Source organism: Pseudarthrobacter naphthalenicus, assembly GCF_029076445.1.
Classification (GTDB): Bacteria; Actinomycetota; Actinomycetes; order Actinomycetales; family Micrococcaceae; genus Arthrobacter; species Arthrobacter naphthalenicus.
Map to the genome: position 1 here is coordinate 19,080 of NZ_JARESG010000024.1, position 18,288 is coordinate 37,367.

The window sequence follows — 18,288 nt, forward strand, 5'->3', positions numbered from 1 at the left end:
AACAGCAAGGCTTCACCCACCCAGGCTCACTGCCGAGCCCTCCTGAAAGGACCGCCATGTCCCTGAAGTCCTTCCCCAAACCCTCCGAGCTCGCGGTTCCCGCCGGCGCCGAGGGCTGGGAAAAGATCTACCCCTATTACCTCGTGTTCCAGGACAAGCTGAAGGAGCAGGAGGACGCCAAATTCTGGTTCTGCGACAGCCAGCACTGGCCCACTGTCTACAAGCCCTTCGAAACCATCGGCGGCGAGTTCGCGGTCAAGTGCCTGGGCCAGTACAACGCCCGGCACCTGATGATCCCCAACGCCAACGGCATCGAGTTCCGCGTCCACCTCGGCTACCTCTACATGTCACCCATCCCGGTGCCGGAGGACCAGATCGCCGCCCGGGTGCCTTTGTTCGAAGAGCGCGTGGGCTACTACTTCCAGAACTGGGACCGGCTCCTGAGGGAATGGCACGTCAAGGTCAAGGGCACCATCGCGGAGATGGAAACCATCTCCTTCCCGAAGCTCCCGGACATCGTGCCCATGGAGGACATCACCTCCGGCAAGGGCAAGGACGGTTCCGAAAAGCTGCTGGAAAGCTATGACCGCCTCATCCAGCTGGCCTACCAGAACTGGCAGTACCACTTCGAGTTCCTGAACCTGGGCTACATCGCGTACCTGGACTTTTTCAACTTCTGCAAGCAGGTCTTCCCCAACGTCCCTGACCAGTCCATCGCCACCATGGTGCAGGGCGTGGACATGGAACTGTTCCGCCCGGATGACGAGCTGAAGGCCCTGGCGAAGCTTGCCGTGGAACTCGGGCTGCAGGCTCACTTCAACAACACGGACGACGTCGACGCCACCCTGGGTGCCATCGCTTCCGCTTCCGGCGGGGACCGCTGGATCGCCCAGTACGAAGCCGCCAAGGACCCGTGGTTCAACTTCACCGTGGGCAACGGCTTCTACGGCCACGACAAGTACTGGAACGAGCATCAGGAAATCCCGCTGGGCTACATCGCGGACTATATCCGCCGGGTGGACGAGGGCCAGGACATCATGCGCCCCGTCGAAGCCCTCATCGCCGAACGCGACCGCATCATCGAGGAATACCGGGACTTGCTCGAAGGCGAAAACCAGGCGCTCTTCGACGCCAAGCGCGGCCTCGCCGCCACCGCCTACCCCTACGTCGAAAACCACAACTTCTACATCGAGCACTGGACCATGGGCGTCTTCTGGCGCAAGATCCGCGAGCTCTCCCGCATGATGCACGCTGAGGGCTTCTGGACAGAACCGGACGATCTGCTCTACCTGGGCCGCAACGAGGTCCGCGATGCACTCTTTGACCTGGTCACGGGCTGGGGCGTCGGCGCCAAGCCCATCGGCCCCGACTACTGGCCGGAGGAAATCGAACGCCGCCGCGGCATCGTGGACGCGCTCAAGACCGCCCGTCCCGCGCCCGCCCTGAACACTCCGCCGGAAATCATCACCGAACCCTTCACCCGCATGCTCTGGGGCATCACCACCGAGCAGGTCCAGCAGTGGCTGGGTGCCGGCGAAGCGGTGGAAGGCGGCGGACTGCGCGGCATGGCCGCATCCCCCGGAGTGGTGGAAGGACTGGCCCGCGTGGTCACCGACGCGGACCAGCTCTCCGAGGTCCAGCAGGGCGAGATCCTGGTGGCCACCGTGACCGCACCGTCCTGGGGGCCGATCTTCGGCAAGATCAAGGCCACGGTCACCGACATCGGCGGCATGATGAGCCACGCCGCCATCGCCTGCCGGGAGTACGGCCTGCCGGCCGTGACCGGGACGGGCTCGGCCTCCACCACCATCAAGACCGGGCAGCGGCTGCGCGTCGACGGGACGAAGGGCACCGTCCAGATCCTCGACGCCGAGGACGACCTGCTGGTCACCGGCCCCGGCGCCCACAGCCACAGCCATGTCTGATCTCAATATGCCTCATCCGGAATATGCCGAGCCGGGCATGGACGCGGAGTTGGGACGCACTGTGCTGATCACCGGTGCCGCTGGCGGGCTGGGCCGGGCGTTCGCGCTCGGCTTCGCCGGCCGGGGGTACCGCGTGGCGGTGGCGGACATCAACCTCGAAGGTGCCGAACAGACGGCCAAGCTCGTCCGCGAACTGGGCGCGGAAGCGGCGGCATTCGCCGCGGACGTCACCAGCGTGGACTCCACGGAGAACCTCGCGAAAAGCTGCGCGGACTTCGGCAACGGAAGCATCGACGTCGTGATCAACAACGCCGCGGTGTACGCCACGGTGACCCGCACCCGGTTCGAGGACATTGATCCGGCCGAATGGGACCTGGTGATGAACGTCAACCTCAAGGGCCCCTGGCTCATGACCCGTGCCGCGAGCCCCTACCTGCCCGAAGGCGGGCGCGTCATCAACCTCTCCAGTGCCACGATCTTCAGCGGCTCCGAACAATGGCTGCACTACGTCGCCTCCAAGGGCGGCGTAGTGGCCCTGACCCGGGTCATGGCCAAGGAACTGGGCCGCCGGGGGATCACGGTGAACGCGATCGCCCCCGGCTTCACCCTCACCGAGGCCAGCTACGGACTGATGGAAAACGCCGAAAACTACGGCGTGGACCGCGGCGCCATCAAACGGGCCAGCCAGCCGGAGGACATTGTGGGAGCTGCGCTGTTCCTCGCCGGGCCGGACAGTTCGTACTACACCGGCCAGACCATGGTGGTGGACGGCGGCCGGCAGTTCATCTGACGCTGCCTGGCTGACCGTCCACTCCACCCCAACCAACTTCAACCCCCAAGGAGGACCAATGCCAACGGTTCACTTCACCGATGCAGAAGGCGCTGTCCGCGACGTCGAAGGCAACGTGGGCGACTCGGTCATGGAAACCGCGGTGCGCAACGGCGTTCCCGGCATCGTGGCCGAATGCGGCGGCTCGCTGTCCTGCGCCACCTGCCACGTCTTTGTCCGGGAAGACTGCGTTTCGCAGCTTCCGCCCATGGAGGACATGGAGGATGAGATGCTTTACGGCACCGCCGTGGACCGCGAGGACAACTCCCGGCTCTCCTGCCAGCTGCGCCTCACCGAGGAGCTCGAACTCTTCGTCACCACCCCGGAAACCCAGGTGTAGCCGTGGGTGCGCAAGCAGTTGAACAGGCGGCAGAGGCCCCCGGCCAGGTCCCCACGCGGACCGGGCTCCTGATCATCGGTGCGAGCCAGTCGGGCGTCCAGCTCGCGGTCTCGCTCCGGGCCCTGGGTTTTGACGAACACATCACGCTTCTCGGCGACGAGGACCACCGCCCCTACCAGCGGCCGGCGCTGTCCAAGGAGTTCCTGCAGGGCACGGTGGAGAGCGAATCCCTCATTTTCCGCTCCAACGACTACTGGGCCGAGCACAACGTGGAGCTGGTCAAAGGCGAATTCATTGTCCGGATCGACAAGGAGCCGGATGGTTCCGGGGTGGCGCACGCCTCCTCCGGCCGGGAATTCCCCTTCAAACGGCTGGCCCTTACCGTGGGTGCCCGCGCCCGGAAGCTGGACATCGAGGGCGGGGACCTGGACGGGGTGCTCTACCTGCGCAACGCCGACGACGCCCTGGCGCTGAAGGCCCGGGTAGGCGATGCCACGGATGTGGTGGTGATCGGCGGCGGGTTCATCGGGCTCGAGGCCGCATCAAGCCTGCAGAAAATGGGGAAGAACGTCACCGTGCTCGAATTCGGGCCGCGGCTGGTGGGCCGGGCCGTGGGGGAGGAGACGGCCGAGTATTTCCTGCAGGCGCACCGCGCCCGGGGTTTGGACATCCGCCTTAACACCAGTGCGGCGCGCTTTCTGCCAACCACCGCCGCAGGCAAGGAACAGACGTCAGTTGCCGCCGTCGAGCTTCAGGACGGCACGGTACTGCCGGCGCAGATTGTGCTGGTCGGCATCGGCGTCATCCCCAACACCCAGCTGGCCGAACAGCTTGGCCTGGCCGTGGACAACGGCGTGGTGGTGGACCGCTTCGCGCTGGCCTCGGACGGCACCACCGTGGCCGTGGGGGACGTGGCCAACATGCCCAACCCGGTTCCCGGCTCGGAGCCCGGGGAGCGGATCCGGCTGGAAAGCGTCAACAACGCCATCGAGCATGCCAAAGTGGCCGCCTACTCGCTCACCGGCCGGCGCGAGGAATACGCCGGCATCCCGTGGTTCTGGTCCAACCAGGCGGACCTCAAGCTGCAGATCGCGGGCCTGTGCAACGGCTATGACCAGACGGTGATCCGGCGCGATGAGGAACGCGGAAAATTCAGCGTCCTCTACTACCGCCAGGGCCGGATCATCGCCGCGGACTGCGTCAATGCCCCGCTGGATTTTATGGCCGTGAAGAACGCGCTGGCGAAGGGCCGGAACATCCCGGCGGACGCTGCGGCGGATCCCGCCACCCAACTTAAGACCATCACCACGGACAGCTGACTGCCTTAGACAGTAGGTTGGCCCACCCGAAGGAGCATTATGAGCACCCCCAAGACTCCGGTCGCCGCGGTGGACCCCGCCCCCGGCGCGGATATCGGCGCCGTTACCGCCACGGAACCCGCGGACGCACTGGGCGACGCGTTCGCCGCTGAGTACAGCATCCGCCCCATCCCGGCGCCGGGCCCGGTGGACACCGCTCCCATCAGCACCACGCCGGCAGCCGTTGAGGAGCTGGACGCGCTGTGGAAAGCCGTGGTGCACGAGACTCGGACCCGCGGCAATGACATTCACCTGCCCATTTCGCTGGCTTTCGCCGAGCGCCTGTGCCGGGCCTACCCGGACGCCGACGCTGACCTGGTGCGGGTAGCCACGCTGCTGCATGACACCGGCTGGGCGCACGTTGACGAATCCAGGATCATCTCGGAAGGGTTTGCCGGGGATTGGCGCAAAGCCGCCATCCGCTATGAACATGAGCTCCAGGGCTGCAACGTGGCGCGCCGGGTGCTGCCCGGGCTGGGATATTCGGCGGAGTTCGTGGAACGGGTCTGCGAGATCATCGACGGGCACGACACCCGGCCAGTAGCCCGCTCCCTGGAGGATGCCCTGATGCGCGACGCCGACCGGCTGTGGCGTTTTGACCAGGCCGGCATCGCACTGGCTTCGTCGTGGTTCGGCATGGACCCGGCCACGTACACCGACCGGCTGGCCACCGAGATTGTGCCCGAGCTCATCACCCAGGCCGCGGCGGACATGGCCGAGGCTGACCTGAGCCGCTCCAACGCCCTGCTCAAGACGGCGGTGATCCGATGACCTCCACCACGCACTCTCCGTCGCTGGCCGCACGGGCCGAACTTTCGCTGCCGCACACGCACGTAGACACCATCTTCGTCAACGGCGCCTGGCAGCCGTCGCACGGAAAGGGCCGGAACCCGGTGACCGACCCCGCCACAGGCGAAGTCTGGGGCTCGGTGCCGGACGGAACTCCGGAGGACGTGGATGCCGCCGTCGGCTCCGCCCGGCGCGCGTTCCTTAGCGCCGACAGCGGGGCGTGGCCCCGGCTGACCCCGTCCGAGCGCGCGGCCTACCTGCTCCGGATTGCCGAGGAGGTGGAGAAGCGCGCTGAGGAGCTGTCCCTGATCAACTCGCGGGAGAACGGCTCGCCCGTGGCCGAATCCGCCGGGGCGGCAGCCAACGCTGCCAGCATTTTCCGTTACTTCGCCACCCTCGCCGAGTACCTCGAGAGGGAGGACATCCGGCCGTTCCCGCGCGGCGGCGGCGAATCCGTGGTCCGGCGCGACCCCCTGGGCGTGTGCGCGCTGATCGCGCCGTGGAACTTCCCCATTAACCTGGTGATCATCAAGCTCGCCCCGGCCCTGCTGGCCGGCTGCACCGTGGTGATCAAGCCGGCGTCGCCCACCCCGCTGTCCATCCGCGTGATCATGGACGCCGTCGTGGCGGCGGGTGTTCCGGCCGGCGTCGTGAACCTGGTGACGGGTTCCGGCCGGCTGGGGGATGTGCTGGTGAAGCACCCCGGCGTGGACAAGGTGGCGTTCACGGGTTCGACGCCGGTGGGCCGGAAGATTGCCGCGGCCTGCGGTGAGCTGCTGCGCCCGGTCACGCTGGAACTGGGCGGAAAGTCCAGCGCGATTGTGCTGCCCGACGCCGATCTGCAGGCCATGTCCCAGGTCCTGATCAAGTCCTCCATGCGCAACACCGGACAGACCTGCTACATCTCCACCCGCATCCTGGCCCCCGCCAGCCGCTACGACGAGGTGGTGGACATGGCCACGGCCACCATCGCCGCCGGGAAGCAGGGGGACCCGCTGGAACCTGACACGGTGTTCGGCCCCTGCGCCACGGAGTCGCAGTACCGGACCGTGCTCGAATATGTGGAGTCCGGGCTGGCCGAAGGCGCCCGGGCCACCACCGGCGGGCGGGCTGCATCGTTGGCCGGCGGACTGGAGAACGGCTACTTCGTGGAGCCGACCGTGTTCGCGGACGTCACCCCGGACATGCGGATCGCCCGCGAGGAGATCTTCGGGCCGGTGATCACCATCCTGAAATACGAAACCGTTGACGAAGCGGTGGCCCTGGCCAACAACACCGAGTTCGGCCTGGGCGGCCTGGTGTTTGGGGCCGATCCCGAGGCCGCGCTCGCGGTGGCTGACCGCATGGACACGGGTTCGGTGGGCCTGAACTTCTTCGCCTCCAACCACGCCGCACCGTTCGGCGGCCGGCACGATTCCGGCCTCGGCACGGAGTACGGGATCGAGGGGCTGAACGCCTACCTGAGCTACAAGTCGATCCACCGGAAGGTGTAGGGCCGGCCGCCGGGGTGCCGGAAGCCCGGCACCTGGAAAGCCTCCCGGGACCGAAGGCGAAAACGACGGCGGCCGCCAAGCGACCGCCGTCGTTCGCTGTTTACGGGGCGGAAGACGCCGTGTTGTAGGCCTGCTGGATCACTGAACCCCAGTACGGGCCGTACATCGTGGTGGACTTGCTGCCGTAGCCGTAGCTGTTGATCGAGTTCTGGTAGCCGCCGGAGCCGGTGCCGATGAACCACGGACCGCCGGAGGAGCCGCCGGTCATGTTGCAGGGAATGCCCTGGGTGTTGAACTGCGGGTTGTACGGATCGTTGGTGGCCGTGCCGGAACAGCTCTTCAGAGACTCACCGTTGAACGGCGAGGCGGCCGGGTATCCGAATGCTTTGTAAGCGAGGCCGCGGGCGGCGTTAAAGCTGACGCCGGAGGCCCCCACGACGTCGGCAAGGTTGCGGCCGTTGAGCTGGCTCATCACGGCAAAACCGGTGTCATACTGCATGCTGCCTGACGAGCTCCACTGGGTGGGGGCATAAAGCGCCTTGGCAGTCCATTTCCCGTAGGGTGCCGAACCGTTGAGGTAGGCGGGGACAAACGTGAACTTTGTGGCGAAGGCTCCGGGGCCTTCATTAACGCAGTGGCCGGCGGTGGAGACGGTGTTCCGGTTGGTGGATGCCACCGAGTTGGCCGAACAGACGTAGTTGGTTCCGCCCAGGGTGAAGAAGACCTTGCCGATGTGGGACACGGGATTTTCGCTGGCGTTGGCCTTCTGCTGGAGCTGCGGGGCGGAGCCGTCGATCTTGCTCTCGGCCCCCTTTGCCTGCGCCGGCAGTTCTGCCTTCCGGGCCTTCTGCCGGTCCATGGCCTTCTTCGCCAGGACGTCGCCCGGTATCGCCGCGCGCATGCGTTCGGGCGTCCAGTAGTCGGCTCCGGTGGAATCGGTGACGGCTGCGCTGCTCACGCCGGCAGCGTCCTTGTCCGCTGTCGGTGCAGGTGCCGCTGTGGCTTGCCCTGCCGAGCAAAGGGCGAACAGTGCTGCTGTTGTAAGGCTGATGAGGCTTGTGGCCAGAGTCCTGGTTGATGTCATAGCTGTCCTCGATAGGTTCGGTGAGGCGGACCTTGGTGTGGGTTCGCTGGGGATGAACCTATCCCGGTATGACAAAACTGTAAATAACTATCTAAATTCTGTTAATCAATAAACGGGGAACGTAATTGGCTGGCGGCCCCGCCAACTGCCAAGGTGCTCCCCGCTGCCGCGGAGTACATATCCGGGCGCGCGGTGGCAGAATGCGTTTATGACCACTGACGCTCTTCGGCCTGTCTACTTCCTTTCGGACAGTACCGGCATCACCGCCGAAACCCTCGGCAATACGCTGCTGACCCAGTTTCCGGCGAACAACTTTGACCGCATCACCGTCCCTTTCATCACCACCGTGGACCAGGCCAGGTCCGTGGTGGGCACAATTGACCGCCTAGCCGCCACCGGCCCGCGGCCCATCGTTTTCTCGACGGCCGTCAGCGGCGATATCCGCCAGACTCTCGCCACCTGCCAGGGGATCGTCGTTGATCTCATCGGAACCCATGTGGGGCAGCTGGAGCAGGCCCTCGGCTCTCCGGCCAGCGCCGTGCCCGGGCGGGCCCACGGCCTGGGGAACGCCGAGCGGTACCAGTCGCGGATGGCCGCCGTCGAGTACGCCATGGAGCACGATGACGGGCAGAGCCTGCGGGCGCTGGAGAAGGCGCAGGTCATCCTGGTGGCGCCGTCACGCTGCGGAAAAACCCCCACCACGATGTACCTGGCGCTGCAGCACGGCATCTTCGCAGCGAACTTCCCCCTGGTGGACGAGGACTTCCAGCGGGAAGGGCTGCCCAAGCCGCTGCGGCCTTTTGTTGAGAAGTGTTTCGGGCTGTCCTCCAACCCGCTGCGGCTAAGTCAGATCCGGACGGAACGGCGGCGCGGGTCATCCTACGCGTCGCTGCGGCAGTGCGGCTTTGAGCTGCGCAGTGCCGAGCAGTTGTACGTCTCGCACCGGATTCCGTACCTGAACTCAGCGTCGGTGTCGGTCGAGGAAATGGCCGCCACCATCCTGCAGCGCATGAACCTCAAGCATTAGGGAAAATTTTCACAAACTGAGTGTGGCAGACATCATGTTGGAAACAGGGCCCCGGACCTGTCACTGTAGACAGGATTCGCGCCCACCGAACGGCTACAGCCCGCGACCGGGGCGGCACCACCGCATGCCATCATCTGCAAAGGAGCAGCAACCATGACTACAGACATCCTGTGGTTCTCAGAACTCGGCCTCAAAGACCTGGACAAGGTGGGCGGCAAGAACGCCTCCCTCGGCGAGATGGTGCAGAACCTCACGTCCGCCGGCGTCCAGGTCCCGGACGGCTTCGCGACCACCGCCGACGCCTACCGCAGCTTCCTCGCAGACTCCGGCCTGGACCAGCGCATCGCGGACCGCATGCTGGGCCTGGACACCGATGACGTGACGGCCCTCGCCGCGGCCGGCCAGGAAATCCGGACCATGATGCGTGAGACGCCCTTCCTGCCGGACTTTGAAGCGCAGATCCGCGACTCCTACCAGCAGTTGGTGGAGAAGCACGGCGGGTCCGAGGACCTGTCCTGGGCGGTCCGCTCGAGTGCGACCGCGGAAGACCTGCCGGACGCCTCCTTCGCGGGGCAGCAGGAGACCTTCCTGAACGTCCGCGGCATCGACAACATCCTGCTCGCCATCAAGGATGTCTTCGCCTCCCTCTATAACGACCGGGCCATCGCCTACCGTGTGCACCACAAGTTCGAGCACGCCGATGTTGCGCTCTCGGCGGGCGTCCAGCGCATGGTGCGCTCCGACGTCGGGGCTTCCGGCGTCATGTTCACTATGGACACCGAATCCGGGTTCCAGGACGCCGTGTTCGTCACCTCCTCCTACGGCCTCGGCGAGGCCGTGGTCCAGGGTGCCGTGAACCCCGACGAGTTCTACGTGTACAAGCCCGCACTGCAGGCCGGCCGTCCCGCCATCCTCAAGCGGGGACTGGGCGAGAAGGCCCTCCAGATGACCTACACGAACAGCCAGGAGATCGGCCGGACCATCGACTTCGTCCCGGTCGAGGCTTCGCTCCGGAACCGTTTCAGCCTGACGGACGACGACGTCGAGCAGCTCGCGCGCCATGCCGTCGCCATTGAAAACCATTACGGCCGTCCCATGGACATCGAGTGGGGCAAGGACGGGATCGACGGCGGGCTGTACATCCTGCAGGCCCGCCCGGAGACCGTGCAGTCCCGCCGTGCCGCGGGCAGCCTGAGCCGCTTCCGCCTCAACGGCACCAGCCGGGTGCTTGCCGAAGGCCGCGCCATCGGCCAGCGTATCGGCGCCGGCAGCGTCCGTATCCTGACCTCGATCGACCAGATGGCCGCGTTCAAGACCGGCGACGTCCTGGTTGCTGATATGACCGATCCTGACTGGGAACCGATCATGAAGCGCGCTTCCGCCATCGTCACCAACCGCGGCGGACGCACGTGCCACGCGGCCATCATCGCCCGCGAGCTGGGGATTCCCGCCGTCGTCGGCACCGGGGACGCCACCCAGGCGCTCTCCGACGGCATGGACGTGACGGTCACCTGCGCCGATGGTGAGGCTGGCCTGATCTACGAAGGGCTCCTGGACTTCACGGTCGAGGAAACCGCGGTCACCCAGCTGCCCGAAGCCCCGGTCAAGGTCATGATGAACGTCGGCACCCCGGAGCAGGCGTTCACTTTTGCGCAGCTGCCCAACCATGGCGTGGGCCTGGCGCGGCTGGAATTCATCATCAACCGCCAGATCGGCATCCACCCCAAGGCGCTTCTGAACCTGGAGGACCAGCCGGCGGAGGTGGCCGCGGAAATCCGCGAACGGATCGCCGCGTACGCCAACCCGCGCGAGTACTACATCAAGCGCCTGGCCGAGGGTGTGGCTACCATCGCCGCGGCCTTCGCGCCGAATCCGGTGATTGTGCGCATGTCCGACTTCAAGTCCAACGAGTACGCCAACCTCATCGGCGGGCCCGCTTACGAGCCGCACGAAGAGAACCCGATGCTTGGCTTCCGCGGCGCGTCACGCTACCTGGACCCGTCCTTCCGCGACTGCTTCGACCTCGAATGCGAAGCACTGTCCTTTGTCCGCAACGAGATGGGCCTGACCAACGTCAAGCTGATGATCCCGTTCGTCCGCACCCTGGACGAGGCCCGCGGTGTCATTGACCTGTTGGCGGAGAACGGCCTCAGGCGCGGCGAGAACGGCCTCGAAGTCATCATGATGTGCGAGATCCCGTCCAACGCGCTGCTCGCCGATGAGTTCCTGGACTACTTCGACGGCTTCTCCATCGGCTCCAACGACATGACCCAGCTGTCCCTCGGCCTGGACCGGGATTCGGCCACGGTCGCCGCCGGTTTCGACGAGCGCGACCCGGCCGTCAAGAAGCTCCTGAGCATGGCCATCAAGGCCTGCAAGGAGCGCGGCAAATACGTGGGCATCTGCGGCCAGGGCCCCAGCGACCACGCCGACTTCGCCGAATGGCTCGTTGGGGAAGGCATCGATTCTGTCTCCCTGAACCCGGACACCGTGGTGGACACCTGGCTGCGTCTGGCCGGCGGAGGTGTTGGCGCCGGGGTTGGTGCCGGCGCGGCAGCGAACTGACCTAACGTCACTGAAAAGGGCGTGGCCGGCGGATACCGCCGGCCACGCCCTTTTTTCACCTCCGAGCTGATCAGCGGAACGCGGGCACGCCGGTCAGCTTGTTGCCCAGAATGAGGGTGTGGACTTCGTCGGTGCCCTCGTAGGTGCGCACGGATTCGAGGTTATTGGCGTGGCGCAGGGGTGAGTAGTCCAGGGTGATGCCGTTGCCGCCGAGGATGGTGTGGGCCTCGCGGCAGATTTTGATGGCCTCGCGGCAGTTGTTGAGTTTGCCCACCGAGATCGCCTCGATCTGGAGGCGGCCGGCGTCCTTGAGCCGGCCCAGGTGCAGCGCAAGCAGGAAGCCCTTGTTGATTTCCAGTGCCATGTCCACCAGCTTCTGCTGGGTCAGCTGGTATCCGGCCAGCGGTTTGTCGAACTGCATGCGCCCCTTGGAATAGTCCAGGGCTGCCTCGAACGCGTCACGCGCGGCGCCCATCGCACCCCAGATAATGCCGTAGCGTGCTTCGTTGAGGCAGGAGAACGGGCCCTTAAGCCCGACGACGTTGGGCAGCACCGCGGATCCGGGCAGGCGCACGTCGGTCAGTTCAATGTCGCACTGGATGGAAGCGCGCATGGACAGCTTCGGTTCGATCGGCGTCGCGGTGAAGCCGGCGGTGGAGGTGGGGACCACAAACCCGCGGACACCCTCGTCGGTCTGGGCCCAAATCACGGCGACCTGGGCGACGGAGGCCAAACCGATCCAGCGCTTGGTGCCGTTGAGGACCCAGTCGCTGCCGTCGCGGCGGGCGTAGGTGGTCATGCTGCCCGGGTCCGAGCCGGCGCTGGGTTCGGTCAGGCCGAAGCAGCCGATGGCCTCGCCTGCGGCCATGGCCGGCAGCCACTCCTGCTTCTGTTCTTCGGAGCCGTGCTTGTGGATCGCGCTCATGGCCAGGGAACCCTGGACCGAGACGAACGTCCGCAGCCCGGAGTCGCCGGCTTCGAGTTCCGCACCGGCAAGGCCGTAATCGACGGCGGACCGGCCGGCGCAGCCGTAGCCTTTCAGGTGCATGCCGAGTACGCCCAGCCTGGCCAGTTCGGGCACGATCTCCAGCGGGAAAACGGCTTTCTCATACCAGCCGGCGATGTTCGGCTTGATTTCACTGTCCACAAAGGCCCGCACGGAATCCCGCAGCGCCACCTCGTCCGCCGTGAGCAGGGAATCAAAGTCAATGAGGTCGCTGACATCAGACATGGGTGGGGCCTTTCATGGTGCTGGTGGGTCACTACGCCGGTGGCAGCAGCAGGGGGACGTATTCCTGTAGGCCATTCTTACGCCGTGCAGCGGAGGGCGCACGTTAAGAAAACGTAAAGGATTCTTCCGTATCGGACCAAAACGCGGAGTCGCGTTATCCCGCGGGGATAACCTTTTCCAAGGTGCTGTCCCGGCCCGGTTTCCCCCAATACCCGCCGGGAGGGCACCCCAAAACCCCCGTCAGGCATAGCCATTGGCGGGGGTTTCTGCCTGCGGCGTCCGAGCCGGAACTTAAGCTCCAGGCCGTTCAGCCGCGCGTCGCCGCCGCCGTCCGTTCCACCGCCGCCAGTATCGCCTGCCCCAGCTCAGCAGGCTTGGTGAACTGCGGCCAGTGACCGGTGGGAAGGTCCACATACTCGACGTCGCGGATGCGGGCCAGCTCCGCGGTGAACGGGTGGCCGGCGTCGATCCACTCAGTGAGGAGCGACGACGGAAACTGGCATGTGATCACAGTCGCCGGTACGTCGTAGCGCCGAACGTCATGCAGGCGCTGCTTGCCGTAAGCCACGCCCTTGGGCTCAGGGACGGCCCGCGCCCGGAACTGCCGGCGCAGGTCATCCGTGAGGTCCACCAGGTCAGCATCCTCAAAGCCGTCCCATGGCGGCAGCGGCACGTCGTCCCCCGTGGCGGGCAGTTCATTGTTGATGACGCCGCCCTCACCAAGCGGCCCGCTATCCACATAAATGTTCCGGGCAACGCGGTCAGGCCGGGCGTCCGCCACCCCGTGGATCACCGCGCCGCCGCCGGAGTGCCCCACCAGGACCACCTTGCCCTCGAGACCGTCCACGACGTCCACGACGGCGGCGATGTGGTCTTTCAGGGTGATGCCGGCGCGCCGCGCGTCCACGGATTCAAGGCCGGGCAGTGTCAGCGGATGCGTAGTGTGCCCTGCAGCCTCCAGCGGAGGCGTCACCTCCTCCCACGATGACGCGTCCAACCAGAATCCGGGTACCAGGATGATGTCCATGACGGAACCCTACTCCGGGGTGCCGGCATAGAGGAGACCGTTTGAGTCACCAGGTGCGGTGGTGCACCTTGTACTCGTGCCGGTGCCCGTTGTGATCCCACCATCCGTACCGGTCATGCCGGCAACCGTCATGGCCCGTCCACGACCCGTTGTGGTCGTCGTCGGCCCGCCAATTGCCGTTGTCGTCCCGCCAACCCGATCCGTCGCCCCACTCGTGCCAGCGGTCCTCTTGGTCAAACCAGCCGTGCTGGGTGTCGTGCCTGGTGTGGTCCCGGATGTTGTGCCTGTTCTGGTACGAAGCCTGGTTCCAGGAAGTGGTGGAGGAGCTTACGGCTGCGCTCGCAGGAAGGGCGCTGCCTCCCAGCCCGATAGCAGCAGTCGCGGTCGCCGAGGCGATGACGCGAAGTGCTTTATTCATGTGCATATATCCTTTGCAGAAGTCCCCGGCTTCCCCGTCCTGAATTCACAGACTGCCCGGCATCCCATGAGTGGAGGCCCCGGGAAGTCGCTGAACGCGTGGAGGAGAGGCGTCGGACGATGTGTGTGGAATTTCTTCTGGTGATTGCCTCGCCGGTTTTCCGGGCGGGCAATGGATCCGGTTCTTCAGGACCCGCGTTACTCCGGGGAAGGTTGCCCCGGGCACTTATTAATTCCACGCCCGCGACCACGCCCCAAGTAGGGACTTATGCCTCTACTCCGGCTTGCGGTTTGGCCGTATGGTTCCTGCACCTTTAGGTCCGTTCCTACAGCGCCTTCCGCTTCATCACCGGAAACCCCTCACCGGCGAGGTTGCTTCCTGAGCTGCGGATTGTTCACATGAGGCGCGGGACTGCGTTGACAACATGAAAGGACCGGTTCAATGCGACTCAGCCATATTCCTCTCCGCCTGACCACCGGTGCGTTTATTTTCAATGCGGGGTGGGGAAAACGCCACCTCGACGAGGACGCCGCCGCCCAGCTGCAGGGCATGGCCACCACCGTGATCCCGCCCATGGGCAGGCTCGATCCTGCAAAGTTCGGGAAGTTGCTCAGCTATGCGGAAATGACGCTGGGTGCGGCGCTCCTGATGCCTTTTGTGCCCAGCCGTTTGGCCGGCCTCGGGCTGGGAACCTTTTCCGGGTGCCTGGTCACCCTGTACCTGAAGACGCCGGGCATGACCCTGGAAGACGGCATCCGGCCCAGCCAGCAGGGCACAGCGCTGGCCAAGGACATCTGGATGCTCGGCATTGCTGCGTCCCTTATCCTGGACCGCAAACGGCCGGCCAAGGCGATCGCGGCCCTTAAGTAAGCACCGCGGTCCGGAGGGAGAGCATGCATTTTGCCTTTGTTTGCCTGCCGGCCGCGGGGCATGTAAATCCCACTCTGCCGGTGGTGGCCGAGCTCGTCCGCCGTGGCCACCGGGTCACGTATGCAGCGGCCGCCGGGTATGCACAGGCTGTTGAATCCGCCGGCGCCACCTTCTTTGAGAGCGGCGAGGACTTCGCCGCGAAGCTTCCCCGGCGCAACCGATCGGCCGACGCCGAAGGGTCGCCCCGGCTGGGCCTGCTGGCGGGGCTCGGATCCGGCCTGCTGGAACGGCTGTTGGAGCGGGCCAGGGTGGAGTTCCCGGCCCTGCTGGCCCGGTTGACGAGTGACCCGCCGGACGCGGTGTGCTATGACGCCATGACCGTGGCGGGGAAGATGGCCGCCCTGAAGCTCGGGCTGCCGGACATCGCCCTGCTGCCCACCTATGCCACCAACGAACACTTCCCGCTGCGGGAACTGATGCCGGCCCGTCCACCGGCGGAGATGCTCGAAGCGTGGAACCACGCCCGCCGGCTCATCAGTGACTTCGCTGCCGAACAGGGCCTGAGCAATTTCACTTTCATGGAGGGGCCGCCGGCCGCGTTGAACATCTGCTTCATCCCCCGGGAATTCCAGCCCGCGGGTGAAACCTTCGGCGCCAGCTTCCACTTTGTGGGACCGACCCCCGCCCGGCGGCCCTCCGGGGAACCGTGGCAGCCGCGCGTGGAGGCCGGGCCCCTGGTCTTCATTTCGCTGGGAACAACCCCTTTGAACGACCGCCCGGACTTCTTCCGGATGTGTGTGCAAGCATTCGCCGGCACGCCATGGCAGGTGGCCATGGTCATCGGTGACCGCATCGGGGTGCCCGAGTTGGGCCCGGTGCCGGACAACGTTGAGGTGCGTCCGTACTTCCCGCAAATCGATGTCCTGCGCCACACGGAGGTATTCCTCTCGCACACGGGGATGAACTCCACCATGGAGGCGCTGTATTTCGAGGTCCCGGTTGTGGCCTTTCCGCTGCAGCCCGAACAGGAAGCCAATGCCCGCCGCCTGGAGGAACTGGGACTTGGACGCCGCCTCCCTGCGGCAGCGCTCTCACCCCACGTGATCCGCACTGTCGTTGCCGAGGTGGGCGGCGACCAGGAAATCCGGCGCAACCTGGCGGCCATGGGCCAGCGCATCCGGTCAGCCGGGGGCGCCAAAGCAGCGGTTGATGCCATCGAAGCATTTATGGCTGAACGGTGAAACCCCGCCACTGGAACCGGACCCGGAACCGGAACTCCAACTAAACGCCCGAGTGGTGGACGTCCGGCCGCACCGGCGCCGTCAGCCCGCCGTCGCGCATGACCGCCACGGCGTCGGTCAGCGGGACGAACTCCGTGTCGTGCGTGACCATCACGGTGGCCACCTGGAACTCGTCCGTGACCTGGCGGAGCAGCCCCACGATCGACGCGCTGCGCTCATGGTCCAGCGCCGCCGTCGGCTCATCCACCAGCAGCACCTTCGGGCCGCCCATCAGCGCCCGCGCGATGTTCACCCGCTGCTTCTGGCCGCCCGAAAGCTGGTGCGGCCGTTTCTCCGCGGACCCGTCCAGTCCCACGAGGCCGAGCAGCTCACGCGCCCGCGACCGTGCGGCCTTCAGCGGCATCCCGCGCAGGTGGTGGCCGATCATCAACTGCTCGACGGCGGTGAGGGAGGGCAGGAGGTTGGGCTGCTGGAAGATGATGCCCACTTTCTCCCGGCGCAGCGCGGTGAGTTCGGCATCCCGGCGGTCTGTGGTCGAAACCCCGTCGATCACCACGTTCCCGCTGGTGGGGCGGACCAGTGTGGCCGCCACCGCCAGGAGACTGGACTTGCCCGAGCCGGACGGCCCCACCAGGGAGACCATCTGCCCGGCCCCCACACTCAGGCTGACGCCGTCCAAGGCCTTGACGGTGCCGCCTCCGTCCGGGTATTCGAGGGTGACGTTGTCCAGGGCCAGCGGGCGGGCAGTGCGGTCAGCCGAGCCGGAGACGGGGGTAATTGACGGTGAGGGGAGTGACATAGCGAAGAACCTTTCGGGAGGAGCGGGAAGGAGCGGGGGTATTTCAGTTGCCGCCGAGGGCGATCAGCGGGTCCACCGTGGTGACCCGCCGCACCGCGAGTGCGGCGCCGGCCAGTCCGAGCACCACGATGCCCAGCACGGGCAGCAGCGTGGTGGCGGGAGTGACGAGGAACGGGGCGGCCTGGGCGGCTGCGAATCCGCCGAGTATGCCCACCGCCCCGCCGAGCCCCGCCCCGGCCAGCAGGACGATGGCAGCCTGGGTGATGGCGTCCCGCAGCACGTATCCGCCGGACGCCCCCATGGCCTTGAGCACGGCGATGTCCCGGGTCCGCTGGACTGTCCACACGGTCAGGAATGCCACGATCACCAGCGCGGAAATGCCGTACAGGAACGCCTGCATCAGCATCAGGGACCCGTTCTCGCTCTTGAACGAACCGAGCGCCTGGAACGAACCGGTGCGGCTGGCGGTGACGGTGCCAGCCATCGCATTGGCAGCTGCCTCGTCCACCACCGCCCCGGACTTGTACGTGACCGCCACGACGGTGGCCACGGGCGGATTCGCCGGGGCACTGCCCCCCGCAGCCGCGGCACTGCCGTCCGCAGCCGCGGCACCCGGAGCGCTGCCGCGGACCGGCGAGATGTGTGCCACCTCAGCCCAGGTGGGCAGCGCCGTCCACACCACTCCGGTGTGCGAATACCACTGGTCATCCACAACGGCGGTGACAGTCAGTCCGGTGCCGCCTACCGTGGCGGTGTCGCCGACGTCGAGAGACAGGTCCGCCGCAACGGTGGAGCCGATCACAAGTGTCCCGGTCCGCACCGGGGCGGGCGCCAGCTGCCCGTCCGGCGCAACGCCGAACACCGCCACGTTGGTGGTGCCGCCGTCGCCGGCCTGGATCCGCGACTGGCTGATGCCCAGGGCCTCGGCCCGGGCCACGCCGGGCGCGTGGTGCCAGCTGTCCACCTGCGCGGCGGTCACCTCGCTCTCGGTGAAGGACGCCGTGGGCTCGTTACTGCCCGGGGCGCCGAAGGCGATGCTGTCCACCGGCCGGGACCCTCCGCCGGGAGCGCCACCGGCCGCGCTCCCGGACCCCAGCTTTCCGATCGCGGAGGTGGACTGGTCCCCGAGACCGGCGGTGAGGCCGGACAAGAGCACCAGCAGCAGCGTCACCAGGGCCACCACGCCGCCCATCAGGGCGAACCGGCCCTTGGCGAAGCGGATGTCACGAATAGCGAGAAACACGTTGTACTTCCTTCGATTGAGAGTGGATTTCCTTCTCAATCCACTCTCC

16 protein-coding genes are annotated in these 18,288 nt (G+C 66.4%); 10 read left to right on the forward strand and 6 right to left on the reverse strand.

Annotated elements, in window-relative coordinates; genetic code table 11:
- Positions 1-56 precede the first annotated feature (56 nt).
- The 6 genes from PY310_RS18335 to PY310_RS18360 are packed head-to-tail and all read left to right on the forward strand — an operon-like array spanning position 57 to position 6,734.
- Positions 57-1,925, forward strand: a complete 1,869-nt coding sequence (locus PY310_RS18335; protein ID WP_275215913.1) for a PEP-utilizing enzyme — start codon at positions 57-59, stop codon at positions 1,923-1,925.
- A complete protein-coding gene (locus PY310_RS18340; protein WP_275215914.1) occupies positions 1,918-2,715 on the forward strand; it encodes an SDR family NAD(P)-dependent oxidoreductase in 798 nt (265 codons plus the stop codon). Before PY310_RS18335 ends, PY310_RS18340 begins: the two co-directional genes overlap by 8 nt.
- A gap of 58 nt (positions 2,716-2,773) precedes the next feature.
- Positions 2,774-3,094 carry a 2Fe-2S iron-sulfur cluster-binding protein gene (locus PY310_RS18345; RefSeq protein WP_275215915.1) on the forward strand — a complete coding sequence of 107 codons (321 nt, stop codon included), beginning with the start codon at positions 2,774-2,776 and terminating at the stop codon, positions 3,092-3,094.
- 2 nt (positions 3,095-3,096) lie between these two features.
- Positions 3,097-4,413, forward strand: a complete 1,317-nt coding sequence (locus PY310_RS18350) for an NAD(P)/FAD-dependent oxidoreductase (protein WP_275215916.1) — start codon at positions 3,097-3,099, stop codon at positions 4,411-4,413.
- A gap of 39 nt (positions 4,414-4,452) precedes the next feature.
- Positions 4,453-5,223 (forward strand): HD domain-containing protein, encoded by a 771-nt coding sequence (locus PY310_RS18355; RefSeq protein ID WP_275215918.1) that lies wholly within the window; start codon positions 4,453-4,455, stop codon positions 5,221-5,223.
- On the forward strand, positions 5,220-6,734 hold the full coding sequence (locus PY310_RS18360; protein WP_275215920.1) for an aldehyde dehydrogenase: 1,515 nt from the start codon (positions 5,220-5,222) through the stop codon (positions 6,732-6,734). The genes PY310_RS18355 and PY310_RS18360 overlap by 4 nt, the downstream gene beginning before the upstream one ends.
- Before the next feature lie 100 nt (positions 6,735-6,834).
- Here PY310_RS18360 and PY310_RS18365 read toward each other — a convergent pair whose 3' ends face one another.
- Positions 6,835-7,818, reverse strand: a complete 984-nt coding sequence (locus PY310_RS18365; RefSeq protein WP_275215921.1) for a trypsin-like serine peptidase — start codon at positions 7,816-7,818, stop codon at positions 6,835-6,837.
- A 208-nt stretch (positions 7,819-8,026) separates the two neighbouring features.
- On the opposite strand from PY310_RS18365, the gene PY310_RS18370 reads away from it, so the two are divergent.
- The gene (locus PY310_RS18370) at positions 8,027-8,845 is read left to right on the forward strand and encodes a pyruvate, water dikinase regulatory protein (protein WP_275215923.1); all 819 of its coding nucleotides are present in this window, start codon (positions 8,027-8,029) and stop codon (positions 8,843-8,845) included.
- 153 nt (positions 8,846-8,998) lie between these two features.
- Positions 8,999-11,410, forward strand: coding sequence for a phosphoenolpyruvate synthase (ppsA, locus tag PY310_RS18375; RefSeq protein ID WP_275215925.1), 2,412 nt, complete (start codon positions 8,999-9,001; stop codon positions 11,408-11,410).
- Between the two features lie 70 nt (positions 11,411-11,480).
- Here ppsA and PY310_RS18380 read toward each other — a convergent pair whose 3' ends face one another.
- The 3 genes from PY310_RS18380 to PY310_RS18390 form a co-directional block, all read right to left on the reverse strand.
- A complete protein-coding gene (locus PY310_RS18380) occupies positions 11,481-12,641 on the reverse strand; it encodes an acyl-CoA dehydrogenase family protein (protein WP_275215926.1) in 1,161 nt (386 codons plus the stop codon).
- 307 nt (positions 12,642-12,948) lie between these two features.
- Entirely contained in the window at positions 12,949-13,668 is a 720-nt protein-coding gene (locus PY310_RS18385) for an alpha/beta fold hydrolase (RefSeq protein WP_275215927.1), read from the reverse strand.
- A 46-nt stretch (positions 13,669-13,714) separates the two neighbouring features.
- Positions 13,715-14,086, reverse strand: coding sequence for a hypothetical protein (locus PY310_RS18390; RefSeq protein WP_275215928.1), 372 nt, complete (start codon positions 14,084-14,086; stop codon positions 13,715-13,717).
- A 441-nt stretch (positions 14,087-14,527) separates the two neighbouring features.
- Here PY310_RS18390 and PY310_RS18395 point away from each other — a divergent pair, with 441 nt between their 5' ends.
- Entirely contained in the window at positions 14,528-14,956 is a 429-nt protein-coding gene (locus PY310_RS18395; protein WP_275215929.1) for a hypothetical protein, read from the forward strand.
- Between the two features lie 23 nt (positions 14,957-14,979).
- Entirely contained in the window at positions 14,980-16,197 is a 1,218-nt protein-coding gene (locus PY310_RS18400; RefSeq protein WP_275215930.1) for a macrolide family glycosyltransferase, read from the forward strand.
- Between the two features lie 40 nt (positions 16,198-16,237).
- Here the strand turns inward: PY310_RS18400 and PY310_RS18405 are convergent, their stop codons facing one another.
- Positions 16,238-16,996: an ABC transporter ATP-binding protein gene (locus PY310_RS18405; protein WP_275215931.1), complete on the reverse strand. Its 759-nt coding sequence runs from the start codon at positions 16,994-16,996 to the stop codon at positions 16,238-16,240.
- A gap of 43 nt (positions 16,997-17,039) precedes the next feature.
- On the reverse strand, positions 17,040-18,239 hold the full coding sequence (locus PY310_RS18410; RefSeq protein ID WP_275215932.1) for an ABC transporter permease: 1,200 nt from the start codon (positions 18,237-18,239) through the stop codon (positions 17,040-17,042).
- Between the last annotated feature and the right edge of the window lie 49 nt (positions 18,240-18,288).

What these genes read in the sequence shown, in the direction of transcription:
- PY310_RS18335 (WP_275215913.1), top strand. Translation starts at nt 57, where the DNA reads ATGTCCCTGAAGTCCTTCCCCAAACCCTCCGAGCTCGCGGTTCCCGCC.
- PY310_RS18340 (WP_275215914.1), top strand. Translation starts at nt 1,918, where the DNA reads ATGTCTGATCTCAATATGCCTCATCCGGAATATGCCGAGCCGGGCATG.
- PY310_RS18345 (WP_275215915.1), top strand. Translation starts at nt 2,774, where the DNA reads ATGCCAACGGTTCACTTCACCGATGCAGAAGGCGCTGTCCGCGACGTC.
- PY310_RS18355 (WP_275215918.1), top strand. Translation starts at nt 4,453, where the DNA reads ATGAGCACCCCCAAGACTCCGGTCGCCGCGGTGGACCCCGCCCCCGGC.
- PY310_RS18360 (WP_275215920.1), top strand. Translation starts at nt 5,220, where the DNA reads ATGACCTCCACCACGCACTCTCCGTCGCTGGCCGCACGGGCCGAACTT.
- PY310_RS18365 (WP_275215921.1), bottom strand. Translation starts at nt 7,818, where the DNA reads ATGACATCAACCAGGACTCTGGCCACAAGCCTCATCAGCCTTACAACA.
- PY310_RS18370 (WP_275215923.1), top strand. Translation starts at nt 8,027, where the DNA reads ATGACCACTGACGCTCTTCGGCCTGTCTACTTCCTTTCGGACAGTACC.
- ppsA (WP_275215925.1), top strand. Translation starts at nt 8,999, where the DNA reads ATGACTACAGACATCCTGTGGTTCTCAGAACTCGGCCTCAAAGACCTG.
- PY310_RS18380 (WP_275215926.1), bottom strand. Translation starts at nt 12,641, where the DNA reads ATGTCTGATGTCAGCGACCTCATTGACTTTGATTCCCTGCTCACGGCG.
- PY310_RS18385 (WP_275215927.1), bottom strand. Translation starts at nt 13,668, where the DNA reads ATGGACATCATCCTGGTACCCGGATTCTGGTTGGACGCGTCATCGTGG.
- PY310_RS18390 (WP_275215928.1), bottom strand. Translation starts at nt 14,086, where the DNA reads ATGAATAAAGCACTTCGCGTCATCGCCTCGGCGACCGCGACTGCTGCT.
- PY310_RS18395 (WP_275215929.1), top strand. Translation starts at nt 14,528, where the DNA reads ATGCGACTCAGCCATATTCCTCTCCGCCTGACCACCGGTGCGTTTATT.
- PY310_RS18400 (WP_275215930.1), top strand. Translation starts at nt 14,980, where the DNA reads ATGCATTTTGCCTTTGTTTGCCTGCCGGCCGCGGGGCATGTAAATCCC.
- PY310_RS18405 (WP_275215931.1), bottom strand. Translation starts at nt 16,996, where the DNA reads ATGTCACTCCCCTCACCGTCAATTACCCCCGTCTCCGGCTCGGCTGAC.